This window comes from Phenylobacterium sp. (genome assembly GCF_041920015.1).
In the GTDB taxonomy this organism is placed as follows: domain Bacteria; phylum Pseudomonadota; class Alphaproteobacteria; order Caulobacterales; family Caulobacteraceae; genus Phenylobacterium.
On the sequence record NZ_JAYRST010000070.1, the window covers coordinates 1 to 16219 of the forward strand.

The 16219-nt window shown below is 67.2% G+C and carries 11 protein-coding genes; 4 read left to right on the top strand and 7 right to left on the bottom strand.

The window, feature by feature from the left end:
• Nucleotides 1–187: 187 nt before the first annotated feature.
• The 5 genes from ACE3TL_RS13235 to ACE3TL_RS13255 all read right to left on the bottom strand — a co-directional run bounded on the left by ACE3TL_RS13235 (nucleotide 188) and on the right by ACE3TL_RS13255 (nucleotide 9291).
• Nucleotides 188–799, bottom strand: a complete 612-nt coding sequence (locus tag ACE3TL_RS13235) for a hypothetical protein (protein WP_269717158.1) — start codon at nucleotides 797–799, stop codon at nucleotides 188–190.
• A 38-nt stretch (nucleotides 800–837) separates the two neighbouring features.
• The gene (locus ACE3TL_RS13240; RefSeq protein WP_269717157.1) at nucleotides 838–1734 is read right to left on the bottom strand and encodes an ArdC family protein; all 897 of its coding nucleotides are present in this window, start codon (nucleotides 1732–1734) and stop codon (nucleotides 838–840) included.
• A gap of 143 nt (nucleotides 1735–1877) precedes the next feature.
• Nucleotides 1878–6137, bottom strand: coding sequence for a strawberry notch-like NTP hydrolase domain-containing protein (locus tag ACE3TL_RS13245; protein ID WP_374579154.1), 4260 nt, complete (start codon nucleotides 6135–6137; stop codon nucleotides 1878–1880).
• A gap of 133 nt (nucleotides 6138–6270) precedes the next feature.
• Complete coding sequence (locus ACE3TL_RS13250) at nucleotides 6271–8301, bottom strand: ParB/RepB/Spo0J family partition protein (RefSeq protein WP_374579155.1); 2031 nt, start codon at nucleotides 8299–8301, stop codon at nucleotides 6271–6273.
• An 84-nt stretch (nucleotides 8302–8385) separates the two neighbouring features.
• A complete protein-coding gene (locus ACE3TL_RS13255; RefSeq protein ID WP_269717154.1) occupies nucleotides 8386–9291 on the bottom strand; it encodes a toprim domain-containing protein in 906 nt (301 codons plus the stop codon).
• A gap of 194 nt (nucleotides 9292–9485) precedes the next feature.
• Between ACE3TL_RS13255 and ACE3TL_RS13260 the strand changes: the two genes are divergently transcribed.
• From ACE3TL_RS13260 to ACE3TL_RS13275, 4 genes are all read left to right on the top strand, one after another.
• Nucleotides 9486–10013, top strand: a complete 528-nt coding sequence (locus ACE3TL_RS13260; protein WP_269717153.1) for a hypothetical protein — start codon at nucleotides 9486–9488, stop codon at nucleotides 10011–10013.
• 205 nt (nucleotides 10014–10218) lie between these two features.
• A complete protein-coding gene (locus tag ACE3TL_RS13265; protein ID WP_374579156.1) occupies nucleotides 10219–11529 on the top strand; it encodes a mechanosensitive ion channel family protein in 1311 nt (436 codons plus the stop codon).
• A 112-nt stretch (nucleotides 11530–11641) separates the two neighbouring features.
• Entirely contained in the window at nucleotides 11642–12523 is an 882-nt protein-coding gene (locus tag ACE3TL_RS13270) for an ion channel (protein ID WP_374579157.1), read from the top strand.
• Between the two features lie 120 nt (nucleotides 12524–12643).
• Nucleotides 12644–13915, top strand: a complete 1272-nt coding sequence (locus ACE3TL_RS13275; RefSeq protein ID WP_269717151.1) for a sodium:proton antiporter — start codon at nucleotides 12644–12646, stop codon at nucleotides 13913–13915.
• Nucleotides 13916–13949: 34 nt separating this feature from the next.
• On the opposite strand, the gene ACE3TL_RS13280 is transcribed toward ACE3TL_RS13275, so the two are convergent.
• Together ACE3TL_RS13280 and ACE3TL_RS13285 are read right to left on the bottom strand one after the other, a co-directional pair.
• Nucleotides 13950–15557, bottom strand: coding sequence for a DUF389 domain-containing protein (locus ACE3TL_RS13280; RefSeq protein ID WP_269717150.1), 1608 nt, complete (start codon nucleotides 15555–15557; stop codon nucleotides 13950–13952).
• Nucleotides 15558–15612: 55 nt separating this feature from the next.
• Nucleotides 15613–16219: SLC13 family permease (locus ACE3TL_RS13285; RefSeq protein WP_374579158.1), on the bottom strand; the 607-nt coding region annotated here is incomplete at its 5' end.

Consider the following 16219-nt stretch of genomic DNA (forward strand, 5'->3'; position numbering starts at 1 on the left):
ACGACCGCCCCGCGCCGACGGCTGGGGACGCCCACAAGGGCTTTGAGCGGAGCGTCCCTTGTGGGCGGCTCCGGACGGTGGCGAGGTCTCAAGAGCCAGAGGACTCAAGGACGCCAAGACCGCCGATAGGACCCTTGACCGCCTTGGCTTCCTAACGCGCCGCGCCCACCCCAGTCTGCCGACAGGCTCAGTCTCGGGTTCGCGGCACCTGCGTCCCCTCGATGCGGTAGACGCGATCCTTCAGCTTGGGGATGCGGTAAAGGCCGCCCAGCTCGCTGCGATAGACGAGGCCGCTGCGCGCCCGCCCAGGCCAAGCGACCGCCTCGAAGCGGGAGAACGTCCGGCCATCTCGAAACAGAATCGGCTCGGCCAGGACCACAACATCGCCGGGTTTGGGCGTCGGCTTGGCGGCGCGCGCCGACCGTTCCGACAGCCGGGCGCGGCACCGCGCCCGCCAGGCAAGGGCGTAGGTGTTGTCGGTCGCGGTGAGCAGATCGAGGATCCGCGCCGGACACTCGGACTCGCATGGCCCCATGGATTCGGACATGTCCTTGTAGCCGAACACCAGGCCCTCCCGGTCGCGCGGGTTGTAGCGCACCAGGCAGACCAGGCCCCAGACTTCCCGCTCGCCCGATCCGGCGGTGATCCACTCGACGGCGGCGTAGTAAGTGCGCCGACCGACCAGGCATGAGGCCAAGACGCGAGAGCCGCCGGTGTCGCGGTCATAGGTGAATTGCGCGTCGAGATAGGCTTTTGGGGTCGCGTACCCCGCCAGCGAGCGCATGTAGAGCCAGCCCATGGCGGCCTCCTTGCAAAGATGTTGGGGGAAGGCCGGCGTCAGGCGGCCAGATCGACCGCGTCCTGGGCGCTGAACGCGAGCAGGTAGTCGACGGCGCGCTGGGCGTGACCGGAGGCTTCGAGCAAGGCTGAGGGCCTATGCCGCAGGATTTTCGCCCAATGGCCAAGATAGGCGGCGTGGCTGTCGAGCAGTTGCGGCGCGAGCCCGATGCGCAAGCCAAGCGCCGCCGCGCCGATCTCGGCGACCAGCTCCTCGAAAGCGTAAGCCTCGTCCCCGAACCGCTTGCCGAAGGCGCGGTCCAGACGATGCGCCGCGCCCGACCAATGCAGCTGCTCGTGCGCCTTGGTCGCCAGGAAGTCGTCGGGCGTGTCGAAGGCTTCGGGGCGCGGGAGCCGGATCAGGTCCAGCGCCGGCACATAACAGGGCGTTCCGCCGCCGAACTCGACCCGGGCCGGAATCGCATCCAGCACGGCGTTGCGCGCCGCCGCGCGGGCGGCCGGGTCGGGATCCACAATATCGAGGAAGGCGCGCGGGCAGTCTGTCAGCTGCTCGGCGTTGAAGACGCTGTAGATCTTCAGATAGCGCAGAACGCGCGGGTCGCCGGCGTCTTCCGCCGCGCCGACCTCCGCCCCCTCGGACGGCTCGCCGACCAGGCGGGTCTTGTAGAGGATCGCCGGCGAGGCCTTCTCGCCCTTGCCGACCGGCGCCGCGATGGCCAGGGCCTGGCGGAAGGTGAACCAGTAGGGCGAGCGATAGCCGCGCAACGCGCCGGCGAACGCCAGCAGCCAGGCATTGCTGCCGCTGAACGGCTCGCCGTTCGCTCGCAAGGGCAGTCTCGGATCGGCGCTGGCCGTCCAGGCCTGGCGCCACGGCGGAACGCCCGCCTCGATGCGGGCGATGAGATCTTGGATCAGGTCGTCGAGCGGGTTGGACATGGCAGCCTCCGGTCCGGCCCCGAGCCAATCCCGGAGCGCTTGCCCGCTCCGTCCCTTCCTCCAACTCTTTGCCGGCCAGGCCGCGGACGCAAAAAGAGCCGCCGGCTCATCACCGGCGGCTCCCGATCAGCGGCCCCGATCCGTCAGGCCGCGGCCGGCAGGATGGTCTGCGCCGGCCAGCGCTCGAGGATGGCGCTCAGCACCTCCGGCCGATCGGTCGGCACGAAGACGCGCGGGGTGTAGGCGATGATCTCGACGAAGCAGCCCAGCGCCACGAAGCTGGTGCGTTGCGCGCCCGCGCCGACGATCTCCAGCCGCTGGCGATCCATCACCTTGGCCCGGCGCAACCAAAGGCCGCCGCTCAAGGCGACGGAGGCGCCCTCGCTCAACACCAGGCGGGTGGCCGAGGCGCCGTCGCCGACCGCGCTGGCGGTATCGGTCAGGCCCAAGGCGATCTTGAGCGGGGTGACCTGCGCGGGATCGAGAAGGCGGCCCAGCCAGCGGCGCCCGTCCGGCGCCTTGAGCCGGCGCACGGACGTGCGCTTGTCGGGAAGGTTGCTCCAGATCGGCAGCAACAGGCCGGTGACCAGCACGAGTTCGCGGGTCACCCACGGGTCGACCGCCGCCAGCTCGGCATCCCAGGCCGCGCGCCAAGCCGCCTCATCGGCCGCTTCCCAAGCCGACTCCTCATAGGCCTTCAGCGGCGCGACGCTGCGCTTCTCCGGCCGGATCAGACGCACCGCCGGGACCAGGCGGTCGTCATCATTGGTGGTCGTGAGCCCCTGGACGACCAGGGCGGCGCGTCCGGACTTGCTGTTCACCGCGAACACCCGCGCGTCCGGGTCGGCGTCTGCCAGCGCCACCTCGGCGCTCATCAGCGACCGGGCGGTGCGCACCTGGACGCGAAGCAGCCGGGTCTCGGCCCCCGTCACCGCGTCGGTGCGGATGACCTCCTCGTCCAGCACCAAGAGGTCGTCGGCCACGACGTCCTCCATGCCCCGGTCCAAGGCGCAGGACGCCGCCGCCCGTTCCAGGATGCTGGCCAGGATCTCGTCGAAGGCGGCAAACAGGCTGTTCTGATCGGCGATCCGCAAGGCCAGCAGCCGATTGAGGAAGGTATTCATCGGGGGCATGTCGTCGGTCGATCGCAGCTCGCCATCCCCGTCGAGCAGCCGCAAGCCCGTCTTGGCCTCGAAGGTCTCCCGGTCCATCGCCTCGACGTTGCCGAAGTGCAGCGCGATGTAGAAGGCCTGCAGCGCACGATGCGCCCAAGGGCTTTCGAGATTGTCCTCGGCGCGGAACAGCCCATTGCCGGCCGTCCGCCGCTCGCCCCGGGTCAGGGCGCCCAGGCTGTCGAGGCGCCGGGCGATGGTCGACAGGAAGCGCTTCTCGCCGTGGATGTCCGTGGTCACCGGCCGAAACAGCGGCGCGACAGCCTGATTGGTCCGATGCGAGCGCCCCAGGCCTTGGATCGCCGCATCGGCCCGCCAGCCCGGCTCGACCAGATAGTGGACCCGGCGCTGCTGGTTGGCCACGCCCAGATCAGCGTGATAGCTGCGCCCGGTGCCGCCCGCGTCGGAGAACACCAGGACGCGCTTCTTGCCGCTCATGAAGGCGTCGGTCTCGGCCTTGGCGGCCGAGGCGCTGCGGCGCTCCACCACGCGGCGGCCCTCACGGCGGATCACCCGGCGGCTGCGCCCGGTGATTTCGGCGACCTGCTCGGTCCCAAGCGCCTCCAGCACCGCATCCAGCACGCCGGGCACGGCCGGCAGGCAGGCCAGGTGGGTGACCAGCTCGTCGCGCAGGCGCAGGGCCGCCTGGCTGACGACAGGCGCGCCATCGACCATCACCGGGACCATGGTGACGTTGCCGTCGTCGTCCTCGACCGCGTCCATCGCCATGATCGGGAAGGCGCCCATCAGGTAGTCGAGCACCTGATCCTTGGGCGTCAGATCGACGGCGAGGTTGTTCCATTCCTCCGGCGGGATCTCGGCGAGACGCCGTTCCATCACCGCCTCATTGGTCGAGACCACCTGGACGATGGCCGAGCGGCCGGCCGCCAGGTCCTGGCGAATAGACGCCACGAGGGAAGGGGCTTTCAGGCCCGCCAGCAGGTGACCAAAGAAGCGCAGCTTGGAGCCCTCGAAAGCCGACATCACCGCCGACGCCGCCTGGCCGCTCTTGGCCTTGCCCTCTTCGGTGACCCCGACCGCCTCCAGGGCGGCGCGCAGATTGTGGTGGATCAACTGGTAGGCGTCGGCCCAGGCGTCCCAGATGCCGATGTCCTCGGCGCTGAGCGGATGGCGCAGGGCGTCATACTCCACGCCGTCGAACGACAGGGAGCGGGCGATGTAGAGTCCCATCGCCTTCAGCTCCCGGGCGATCAGCTCCATGACCGCCACGCCGCCGGTCTCGACGGCGTCCATGAAGGCCTCGCGCGTCGGGAACGGCGCATCTGGCCCGCCCCACAAGCCCAGGCGGGCGGCGTAGGCCAGGTTCTCCGGGGTCGTCGCCCCCGTCGCCGAGACATAGAGGATGCGGGCGTTGGGCAGGCGGTTCTGCAAGGCGAGACCCGCCATGCCCTGCTGCGAGGCCTTCTTCGGTCCCCGCGCGCCCTTGGCCCCGCCGGCGGCGTTGGCCATGGCGTGGGCTTCGTCGAAGACGATCACCCCGTCGAAATCCGCGCCCAGCCACGCCACGATCTGATCGAGGCGAGACGGCCGGTCGCCCCGCGCCGGTTGGCGCAAGGTGGCGTAGGTGGTGAAGAGGATGCCGCGATCGAGGCGGATGGCGTCCGCCTGCTTCCACGCCGACTGCGGGGTCAGATCACTGGCCGCGCCGCCGATCGCGCCCCAGTCGCGCCGCGCGTCTTCCAGGAGGGCGTCGTTCTTCGACAGCCAGACTGCCCGGGTTCGCCCCTGGGCGAGGTTGTCGGCGATGACGCCGGCGATCTGACGGCCCTTGCCGCAGCCGGTGCCGTCCCCGAGGAAAAAGCCCCGCCGGAAACTAACCGCGTCGGGAGTGTCGTCGCCGACCAGCAGCACCTGGTGCGGCGCTTCGCCGAGCCGCCAGCGGCCCGGCAACAGGTTGGCGTGGGCTTCGCCGGCGTAGATCACCGTCTCGAGCTGGGCGTCGGAGATTAGACCCGCGTCCACGATCTTGCCCGGCAGGACCGGCCGATAGGTCGGGGCCGGCGGCGCCACGGACGCCATCGGTCCGGATTCCACGAGCGGGGAGGGGTGAGGGCGGCTCTGGGCGAAGCCGATCCGACCGAGCCGGTAGGCCTGATAGAGGCCGACATCGTGGCCTTCGCCCGACCAGGCCCGGGTCTCATAGGCGACGGGCGCCGTGGTCGCGAGAAAGGCCAGCCGGTTCGACGGGGTCGCCAAGGCCCGCGCCCGCGGCGCGAGGATGGCGACATTGGAGACGGCCCGGAACTGGCGCGGTTGCGCGCTCGGCCGGGCCGCAACAGCGCCCGCCGCCCGGGCCGCATCCGCCAAGCTCTCCGCCGCGATCACCGGCGATGGTTCGCCCGCCTGGCCGCGGTCAATAACCAGGAGGCCCGTTTCGACCGAGGTCCCATGCTTGGCGTAGGCGCGTGGCGGAAAGGCCAGCTGGAGGACAATCGCTCCCCGCCCCGCCAGCCGGCGCAGGACCGGGGCGTCCTCGAAGAGCCGCGTCGGCACGATGGCCGACAACCGGCCGCCTTCGGCCAGGGTGTCCAGCGCCGCGTGCAGGTGCTCTTCCAACATCTGGAAGGGCGGATTGGCGACAACGGCATGGAAGCTGCCGGACGCGGGCAGGATGTCCTTCAGATGCCGGGCGTCATGGGCGCTGCGCGCGGCCAGCGGAAAGAGGCCCTCCAGGATCGCGCCGCGCTGATCGGCGATCTCATTGAGGGCCAGGTTGGCTCCACAGGCTTCGGCCAGCACGGCCAGAAGGCCCGTGCCAGCGGAGGGTTCAAGGACCTGGTCGCCGGGGCGGATTTGCGCGGCCAGGACCGCCAGGGCGCCGAGCTGCGGCGGGGTCGAAAACTGGTCGAGCGCCACCTGCTCTTCACTGCGGCGCGTGTGGGTGAGGCCAAGCTCAGTGAGATTGGCCAGCAGGGCGCAGATCTCGGCCGGCGCATCTTCCAGCCGGCTGATCTGCGGCGACAGCCTGCGCAGCTGCAGCACCAGAGCCGCCTCGACCGCGTCATAGGCGTCGCGCCAGATCCACGCGCCGTCCGCGTCCGAGCCGCCGAAGGTGGTGGTCATGACCCCCGCCACCAGCCGCCGGTCGAGCGCGCGGGATCGATTGAGCTGGGGGGTTAAGGCGCGCGCGGCGGCCAGAATGTTGGCCGCCTTGTGCGACGCGGGGTCGGACGCTCCAGCGGTCGCGAAGAGGGGAAGCATGGCGTTCATGGCGGGGATCCGTTCACCCGCGGCGGAGGGCGCCTCCCTCCAGTCCCGACGGGCTCGCCCGTCCGCCTCCCTTCCTTGACCCTTTGGCCGGCACAGCAAGAGCCCCCGCCGGTCAGACGAGGGCTCCGCTGGATCAGGCCGCGATGGCGTCGGCGACCGCTTCGGGCTCAGCCTCGTCTTGGGCCTCGCGATCACCCGCCTCGTCGGGTTCGGCCGCGACCTCTTCGGCCCCGCCGTCCGCTTCGCCGTCGTCGTTGCCAACCGCCGCCGGACGGTCCCAGGACAGCACCCCGGGGGCCCACTGCCGTTCGGCCGCCGCCTCGGCGACAAAGCTCACCAGGGCGTCCTTCTTCAGGGTCTTGGCGCGGTCGTCCTCCACCCCCAGCTCTTCGAGCAGGACGAGCAACTGGGCCTTCGAGTGGACCGCCAGATAGGCCTCGTCCGGCGTCCAGTGCGCGGAGATGTCCGCGCCGCACAGGGCGGCGATCTCAGCCGCCTCGGCCCGGGCGCCATGGCGCAGCAGGCTGGTGCGGGCCTCGCGCATGTTGAGCGAGATCGCGGTCAGCTCCGCCATCAGGGCCATCTTCTCCCCGTGCGGCAGGGTCTCGACCCAGGTGATCGGACGCAGGCCCGAGGCCCGGTAGGCGTCGCGGCGGGCGTCTAGGCGGCCCCGCACCTCGCCGTCCAGACCCGCGATCGGCGCCATCGCGCCGCGTTGGTAGCGGGTCGCGGCGATCTGCGCCGCCGAGCCGTCCAAGCCTCCGCTGGACTGCAGCGCCAGCTGCTTGAAGAGCTGAGCGACCAGCACGGTCAGGGCGGCGCTGGGGTCGTCGGCAAGGTCCCGGATAAGACCGCGGGTGGCCACATCGGTGCGGGTCTCGTGCAGGACGTGGCTGGCGCCCTCCACCTCCACATCTGCGCGGGGGACCTCGACGTCGTTCGTGACGACGCCGGGCCGGCCGCCAACCGAAGCCGTGTCGTCATCGCCTTCCTCCTCCTCCGGCAGGTCCTCGACCGGCAGCGGGACCGAATAGAAGGTCGCCGCCAGGCCATGGCCGTCCGACGGGCTGAGCAGCACCGCGCCGATCTTGCTGCGGGTCAGCACCGCTCCGGCCGCCACGCCATAGGCGCTGACCAAGGGCGCCAATTGAGCCGGGGCCTCGTCCGTCGACGGATCGAGATCCTGCAGCGCGGTCTCAAGCTGGGTGACTGCGTAGCGCGCATCGGCCAGCGCGGTCTTCTGCGCCTCGTCCAGGTCACGCTCCCAGACGTGGGCGAGGCGGAAGAAGCCGTCCGGGGCGCCGTAGCCCGCCTCGCGCGCGACATAAACCGCCAGGCCTTCGGCCTTCAGGTGATCGACGATCGGCTGCACCCGCTCGCGCCAGGCGCCCTGCAGGACCTCGGGATCGAGCAGGTAGTCGGGGTATTCGCCGAACAGGTCGGAGGCCACCCGGCCGCCGGCGGCCAGGTAGCGGTCCATCCCGACCAGGGTGAAGCGGTCGTCCTCGACCGTCGCCCGGTCATGCTCGACGACAGCACGCAGCTGATAGTCCTGGAAGTAGCCGTCGAGCGCGGTCTGGGCGATCTCGGCCTGCTGCTTCTTGTCGGGCAGGCGGGCGAACAGCCGAACCTGCTTCAGGGTCAGCCGGCCTTGGCGCAGCGCCTTCAGGACCGTCGGGTGGACGGCGGCCAGGGCCTCCAGTCGCTTGATCTCCAGCTCGGCGTAGCCGAGCGCGGTCGAGATCGCCTGGGTGTCCATCTTGGCTTTGCGCAGCTTGCCGATGGCGGTGATCACATCGGCGATGTGGACCGGCGCGTGCTCGGTGTTGGGCAGCACGATGGCGGCCGCCTGTTGGGCCGGGGTCTCGGCCAGCAGGCAGTCGATCAGGTAGTCGTCACCGATGTCGCCGCGCTCACGCAGCAGGATCAGGCCAAAGCGCCGGCGACGGCCGTCGAGCGCCATGAACGGCGCCTCGCCCTTGCGCCCAGGCCGCACGATCGGCGGGATCACCACGCCTGCGGCCAGCAGGGTGTCGGCCAGTTGCGGCACGCCGTCGTCGGCCGGTTCGTGGAAGCGCAGGTTCTCCTTGGCCAGGCCAAGGTCGCCGAGGCGCACCTGGATGCGGCTCATGGCGGCCGGGGAGGCGGGGACTTGATCGGTCATCGGGGTCTAGCTCCTCGCGCCTGGGCGAGGGACATCCTGCCCCTGGGCGCACCCGCCCGATCCCTTCCTCCCTCCTTTGGCGGCTTAGCTCAGGACCGGATCCAGCAGGCCCGCAGCCTCCGCCTCGTTCCAGTCCCCAAAGCCCTCCGGCGGCAGGGCGACCCGCGCCTTCAAGCCGGCGATGGCTAGGCCGGCGCGCAGCTGCTCGGCCGAGGCCTCGCCGTCGGCCCCGCGATCGGCGGCGATGAGCACCTCGCGCACGCCCTCCGGCGGCCGCCAGTGGCGCAGGTTGCGTGTCGACATCAGCGCCCAGGCCGGTAGGGCGAAGCGCGCGCTGGCCGACAGGGTGGTGAACAGGCCCTCGGCCACCAGCATCTGCGGCGAGGCCGGATCAATTCGCACCGCGCACCGGGCCGGCGAGGGACCGACCGTCTTGCGGCTGAGCCGCAGGTCGATCGCCCGGCGGGCGTTGGGCGCCAGGTAAGTGACCTCAACGGCCGTGAAGGCCCCGGCCTCATCGGTGATCGCCGCCAACAGGGCCGGGCGATGATGGCGCGACGCGGCATAGGCCGACACCGGCGTCTCGCCGCCATGGCGCAGCACGTCGGGGCCGGGGAGGGGACGGCTGACCCCGCGCAGCGCGCAGTGCCGTGCTGACAAGGTGCCGGCGAGCGGCCGCCCAGCCTCCCAGATCCGTAACGCCGCCAGGCGGCGCTCCAGCCCGGTCGCGGGCCCGGACGCTTGGGCGCGACGCGCCTGCGAGAGACTGGTCGGGGCATTGTGCGCATCGACCAGGCCTTCGCCGCGCAGATAGTCCAGCACATCCTTCCAGTCGCCATCTCCGAAGGTGTGGACGATCACCCGGCCTTCCCGCAGCAGCAGCGAGACCGAACGGTCAGCGGCGCTATGGCCGGGCGCCGGGATATTCGCCCGAAGGCCGCGATCGTAGAGATCGCCGCCCAGGGCCTGGACGATGGGTTTCAAGGACATGGGTCGATCCTCCTTTGCCCCACAAGGGTCGCCCCAAGGCCGCTTCCCTCCGCCTTCGGCCGCCGCAGGCCGGCCCAATCCCTCGGGGGGCGTTGCGGGGGACCGCCCCCGCTGGAGGGGGTAGGCGCTCAAGGCCTGCCTTTGCGACTCAGGGGGAGGGCGCTCCCCCCGCCTCGCGCTTGAAGGCTCATGCCATGGCCGCTCAAGGGACAGGACCCAGCAATGCGGCTCAAAAATACGACGCCTGCCCGGCAAAACCGGGCGAACTGTCACGCTTCGTCGCCAACCGCCCCGCGACAGCACGGTGCTTTTCTGCCAAGTTAAGCACGATTGTAGGGGAGCAGGCTTTGCCGCAGCAGATGATGGCTGAACGGGAAACAGAAACGGACGCCCGCGAGGAGGCCTGGGTCATCGCGACCAATCCCGACTTCCCGATCCGCGCCCGCAACGTCAATTGGTTCCTGGAACGCGGCGGCTCGATCAAGGAAGTCCGGCTCACCGAGTCGGAAGCTGGCGAGTGGAGCGTCTGGCTGCGCCTGGCCGGCCGTTCGGGCGAACACCGCCTGGCAATGTTCAAGTCCGACGAACCGCGCGTCTACCGCGACGTCGCCCGCGCCATCGCAATGTGCCGTGACGACTTCGGCTACTTCGGCCCCATCACGCTCTCCACAGACCGGCAGCCAATGGGCGCTTCCGAGCAACGGGGATCCAGCGCAGCTTAGGCCCGTGATGGCTTAGTTCAATGCCAACAGACGACCCGAATAGACGGCGATTGCAACGGAAGGCCATTTCGAGGCTAAGCGCAAAGCATTACCTACTCTATGAAAATATATAAACACGAGTTGATCGATTTCGCAGAACGAATAGGTGGCCTCGATTGGGCCGGATGACGAGCGAGACATCTATAGTTTGAGACGGGAGGGCGGCATGGGTTGGCGAAATTGGATCGACCGCCTCGAATTTTCCCTAACCTCTTCACCAGATCTGGATTCAATGATCATCGCTATCCTCCTGATAGCGGGGGCCATCGGGATCGGCTGGTACATTGGACGAAGGACGGGCCCGACTCTCGCCGCCCAACTGACCCGTCTTACTGGGAAAAATTTCATCGGCAGCCCAACAAGCACGATGGGCATGGTTCAATACGCCACAATCGCCCTGCTGCTGTTGGTCGTCGGTCAGTCAATCTCGCTTAGGCCGCTCGCAAACATCGCCCTGGCGTTGGCTCTTAGCCTAGCGGTCGGCCTGCTGGTAATGACCCTGTTGCGCGCCATGCGCCTGAACCGAGGCACGGCAGGGTTCGTCTCGATTGGTATCTCGCTCGCCTGCGTGGCCGGGACGTTGGGCGGCATGCAACCTCTGATGACGGGCCTGGACGACATAGGCTTTACGATCGGGTCGCACCGCCTATCTTTGCTGGCGCTCTTGAACGCCCTCGTCGTCGTCGTGGTGCTGTATCTGCTTGCGCGCGCCGCCAATCAGGTTGTGTCGCATCTGATTGGCCGGGCCAGCGCGCTCGACCTATCTCAACGCGTGCTCGCCCAAAAGCTGGCCGGTATCGGGGTGATCGCCGCGGCGGTGCTGCTTGGCGTAGATATGCTTGGCATCGACCTAACGGCCTTGACGGTCTTCTCCGGCGCTGCGGGTCTGGCCGTCGGCTTCGGCCTGCAGAAGACGTTCGGGAATCTGATCGCCGGTCTGATCCTGCTGATGGATCGGTCGGTCAAGCCGGGCGATGTCATTGTTGTCGGGGACACGTTCGGGGCGATCAGCAAGATCGGCGTCCGCGCCGTTTCTGTCGTCACTCGCGACGGCAAGGAGCACCTGATCCCCAATGAGCAGCTGATGACTGAGGCTGTTGAAAATTGGTCGTACTCGTCCCGAAATGTCCGTGTGCATATCCCTGTCGGCGTCGCCTATTCGAGTGACCTCGCCCTAGCTCAACGGCTTATGATCGAGGCCGCCAGCAACGCCGCCCGCGTTTTGGCGGATCCCAAGCCCTCTGTCTGGCTAAAGGGGTTTGGCGACAGCTCCGTCGACCATGAAATCCTATTCTGGATCTCTGATCCGGAAGACGGCGTAGGCAACGTCCGATCAGATATCTTGAACCGGGTCTGGGTGCTATTTGGCGACAATGGAATCGAAATTCCCTTCCCTCAGCGCGACGTCCACATCCGGACAAGTCCTTCGACGAGTTGCCCGACTCAGGCCGAGCACCCGGAAGAGGACGTTCAGTGAGCGCGCCAAAATCTCGACCGACCAGTAGCTGCGTTCGATCGCCCCGACTCGCTAGCCTCCGCCCGGCTCTGATAAGGACGTTTCGACGGGCGTCAGAGATCGGACGGTCAACTTGACACTCGACCGCGAAAGCGAGACCCACGGTTTCTCTGGCTCGGCCACTCGCGAAACGGGGGCGGTGGATCCTATCCTCACGCCGGCAGAAACCCCGAAAAACATCGCGGGCCTAAGCGGGCTTCAAGCACGCCTTCGGGGTCTCTATCACGGCCATTCTAGGGCCGCGGTTCGGTTTCGCATCGCGATCATCGTGCTGGATATCCTGCTGGTGGCGTTTTTCATTGCCGCCCCACTCATGAAGGAGACGCCCGGCTTCCTTGCGCTCGACTATTTCGTCGCCTTCCTCTTGGCGCTCGACCTAGGCGCCCGCGCACTGGCTTGGCGTAGTGTCGGGGATTGGATTCGCCGGCCGATCGTCTGGATCGACCTGTTCGTTTTGGCGACACTGCTGGCGCCGCTCTGGTTCATTAACCTCGCCTTCCTGCGCGTGCTTAGGCTTTGGACGCTGTTTCATAGCGAGTTCTTTTGGGGGACAATCGCACGCCGGTTTGATGACACGCCTTGGGAAGACGCTATCCGCGCCGGAGCCACGCTATTCACATTCGTCTTTGTCGTGACCGGCTTCGTCTACACAATTTTCAACGGACGCCATGAGGGCATAGAGGGTTATGTCGACGCGCTCTATTTCACGGTTGCGACCCTTACGACGACGGGTTTCGGCGACATTGTCCTCCCGGGTACGCTTGGCAAAGTGATCTCGATCGTGACGATGATCGCCGGCATCACACTCTTTGTACGTCTGGCCCAAGCGCTCTTCCGGCCCAACAAAGTCCGGTTTTCTTGCCCCACCTGCGGCCTCGCCCGACACGACCCAGACGCCGTACATTGCAAAGCCTGCGGAACGATTCTCAGGATACCGAACGAAGAGAAGGGCTGATCGGGAGATCGACACGAGCAAACCCAGGATGTCTCAGCCCGCCAAATCAGGCTAAGATCATCGCCCGCGGGTTGGGGCCGGCCTTTCGGTCCACGATGTCGAGCGGTAGGACATCGCCCCATGCCAAGCCTCACTGCCTTTGACGCCGCTTCGATCCTCATCGTGCTCGCCGCAGCCCTGGGATATCTCAATCACCGGGTGTTCAGACTGCCCGCCTCAGTCGGGCTTACCGTCATGGGCGCGGTAGCTTCCCTATTGGTGATCGGGATCGACCGGCTTCTGCCGGGCGCTGGATTCTCCGTAATGATGGTCCGGTTTGTCGACTCCCTGGATTTCCACACCACCTTGATGGACGGCATGCTGTCGTTCTTGCTGTTTGCTGGCGCCTTGCACGTCGACTGGAGCGAGATGCGCCGAGGGCGTTGGCCCATTCTCATTCTGAGCACCGTCGGCGTCTTGATTTCGACCGCGCTCGTCGGCAGCGGTTTCTTCCTTTTGAGTCAGGTTCTTGGCCTCGCCACACCTCTCCTTTGGTGCTTCGTTTTCGGCGCGTTGATCAGCCCGACAGATCCCGTGGCGGTCATGGCCGTGCTCAAACGCGCGCTCGTTCCCCCCACCCTCCAAGCCACAGTCGCCGGCGAAAGCCTCTTTAACGACGGCGTTGGGGTCGTGGTCTTCTCGATCCTTGTCGTCGCGGCAATGGGAACCGAGCCGTTCTCCTTAGCCAGCGCGAGCCTTGAGTTCGTTCGTGAAGCCGGCGGCGGCGCCCTGATCGGCCTCCTCGCTGGATGGGTGGCCTACCGCGCGATGCGCAGCATCGACGACTACAACGTCGAGGTGATGATCAGCCTGGCGGTTGTCATGGGCGGCTATAGCCTGGCGCATTGGCTGCACGTCAGCGGGCCGGTGGCGATGGCGGTCGCCGGACTGTTGATCGGCAATGCGGGTGTCGCCCACGCCATGAGCGACACGACCAAGGACTACCTCCTCAAGTTCTGGGCGCTGATCGATGAGATCCTCAATGCCGTCCTCTTCCTGCTGATCGGGCTGGAGGTAGTGGCGATCGCGCCGGACTTACGACTGTTGGCACTGGGTGCAGCCGCAATCCCACTGGTCATCCTCGCCCGGACTGTCGCCGTGGGCGCCCCATTGTTGCTGCTACGAAGAGCTCTCGATCTGGGCCCACTCGCGATGCCGACCTTAGTCTGGGGCGGCCTGCGTGGCGGCATCTCCATAGCCCTAGCGTTGTCTCTGGAACGCGGTGAACTGCAACCCATTCTTCTTGGCGCCACATACGTCGTAGTGCTGTTCGCGGTGATCGTGCAGGGCGGCAGCGTCGGTTGGCTGATCAAGCGACTGTCAGGCGGAGCCGTCGCCAAACCTGTAACCTAAACCACATCCCCGACCGAAAGGCAGGCGGGACTGATCACTTTGCGTCTGCCGGCGGCGGGGTCGCAGCCTCCAGACTGAGGCGAACCACGAGGAACGGACGTTCATCCGGAAGGGCGCGATCAGGGACGAAAGTCGACTGGGTGACAGAGACGAGACCTGAGCTCGCCAGCACCTGAGCGACAGCCGCTGAACGCCGCGCTGCCATCTTCAGGTCCATCGGGCGGGGACCTAATCGACCGGGGCTGGCGCGGCCCTCGGCGCGAACGGCCTTCACACCCCACCTCTGCAAGGCCCAGCTGATCGTCGCCAGGTCTTGCCTCGCCACCGTGTCGATCGTCGAGCTACCACGCGCGAAAACGACCTCTGGCAATGGCATGAGGGGGGGGATGATCGCGACGGAGGTGTCAGGCAAGAACCGCTGGGCAGCCTGCTCTACGGCACGATAATCCCCCAAACTCGGCGCCCCCTTCAGGACAAGTTTGACGGCAAGCCCCGTAGGCGATTGATCGATGCCGGCGACCTCACCGGCCGAACTCAGCATCATCCTCAAACGTTGTTCTGGCGATGTTTCGGACCCTGGCAAGGCCGGCCGGCTGCCGAGGGAATTGGTCGCCAGAACGGAGCGCTTGTCCCCACCCGCAATGACGATCTGCTCAATGCTGACTTGGGCGCCGGGCTGCAACGCCCTGGCCACACTTGCGGACGCGCCTGACACATATCTTCGGGTGACAACCACACAATTAACGGTTCTGACCTTGCCGCGATCGACCGCGACCGCCAGGTCGGTGATGTGCGGGCCCGCGTCGGCAAAGGCTCGCTCGATGGCGCTGCGGACCCGGTTCGTCTCTCGCGCCTCCACAACTATGTTGCGCAGCGACAAGGCCAGAGGCACGCACAGGATAACTGTGACGGCAAAAAGTGCGTAGACTTCCCAGGCCGCACCATGGCGTTGCGCGGGCCGGAAGCCGTAGCGGCGGGCGACGCCGAAAACCGATCCCAGGATCGCCACGACGTTGGTCAGGAACAAGAGGAGCGCGCCGCCGGCGATCGGCCAGGAAGCCGTGGCAAGTCCGTAGCCGACGACCGCCAGAGGCGGCATGAGCGCCGTCGCAATGGCGACTCCGGCGATGGAGCCGCCCTTTCGATTGACCGTGAGGTAGGCACCGACAAACCCCGATAGCAGCGCTACGACCAGATCCAGAAGGGTCGGGCGGGTTCGAGCCAGGATCTCCGACGTGATGTCCTTGAGAGGCGAGGCCCAGACAATCAGTGTCGAGGCCAGAATGGAAAGGCCGGCGCCGACCGCCAGGGTTATGGCGGCCCGTTGAAATTCTCGCGGCTCGACCCGGGCAAGAGACATGCCCATCGACAGGATCGGCCCCATCAACGGGGAGATCAACATGGCGCCGATAACAACCGCGACCGAGGATTGCAGAAGGCCCAGAGCGGCGATCCCGCAAGCGCTGAACAGCAGGAAGCCGTAGCCGCTCGTTAGTCGCGCCCCATCATGAATCTCCCCTTCTATGGCGACGCGATCTTGTTCTCCGAGGAGGTGGGCCGGAGAGTGCAGCGCCTTCAATAGAAGACCGCGGAAATCTCGCCAGCTGCGCCCAAGTTGGGCGTTCAATTCATCCAAGGTCATTCAGTGCTCCGGCCCTTGCTTGCCGAGCGCCACACAGAGCGGCGCCCGCGCCGGGTCACAGGTGATATTTCCACACCAGCAGGACCGACAGGGTCACGATCATAAGCAATACCAATGGTGTGCCGGCACGCACGTAATCCTTAAATTGGTATCCGCCCGCGCTCATGATCAAGATGTTGGTCTGATAGGCTACGGGCGTCGCATAGCAAAGATTGCAGCCAAACAACACCGCCAGGACCAAGGGTTCGGGCGGAACGCCCATCTGCCGCGCCAGGCTGATCGCGATCGGCGCGCCGACAGCGGCGGCCGCGGTGTTTGAAGAGAAGTTTGTCAGAAGAGCCGCGAACGCCATCATTGTCGCCAGGACGGCTGCGGGGGGGAAAGCGTGCATGCCTAACGCCAAGGCTTCGCCCAGCCATTGCGCCGCTCCGGTTTCGAGAAGTGCGCGGCCAAGCGCGATGCTCGCGGCAACCAACACGATGACTTTAGCGCTCAGGGCACGACCGATCCTATCGAATTTGACACAGCCCGTCGCAAGCATGGCGATGCCGCCGGCGAGCGACGAAACGGCGATCGGCGCCAGGTGGAAGGCGGCAACACCAACGGCGACGACAAAAATCATGATCGCCAACGGCGCCTTGGCGCTGCGCGGCAACTCCGCT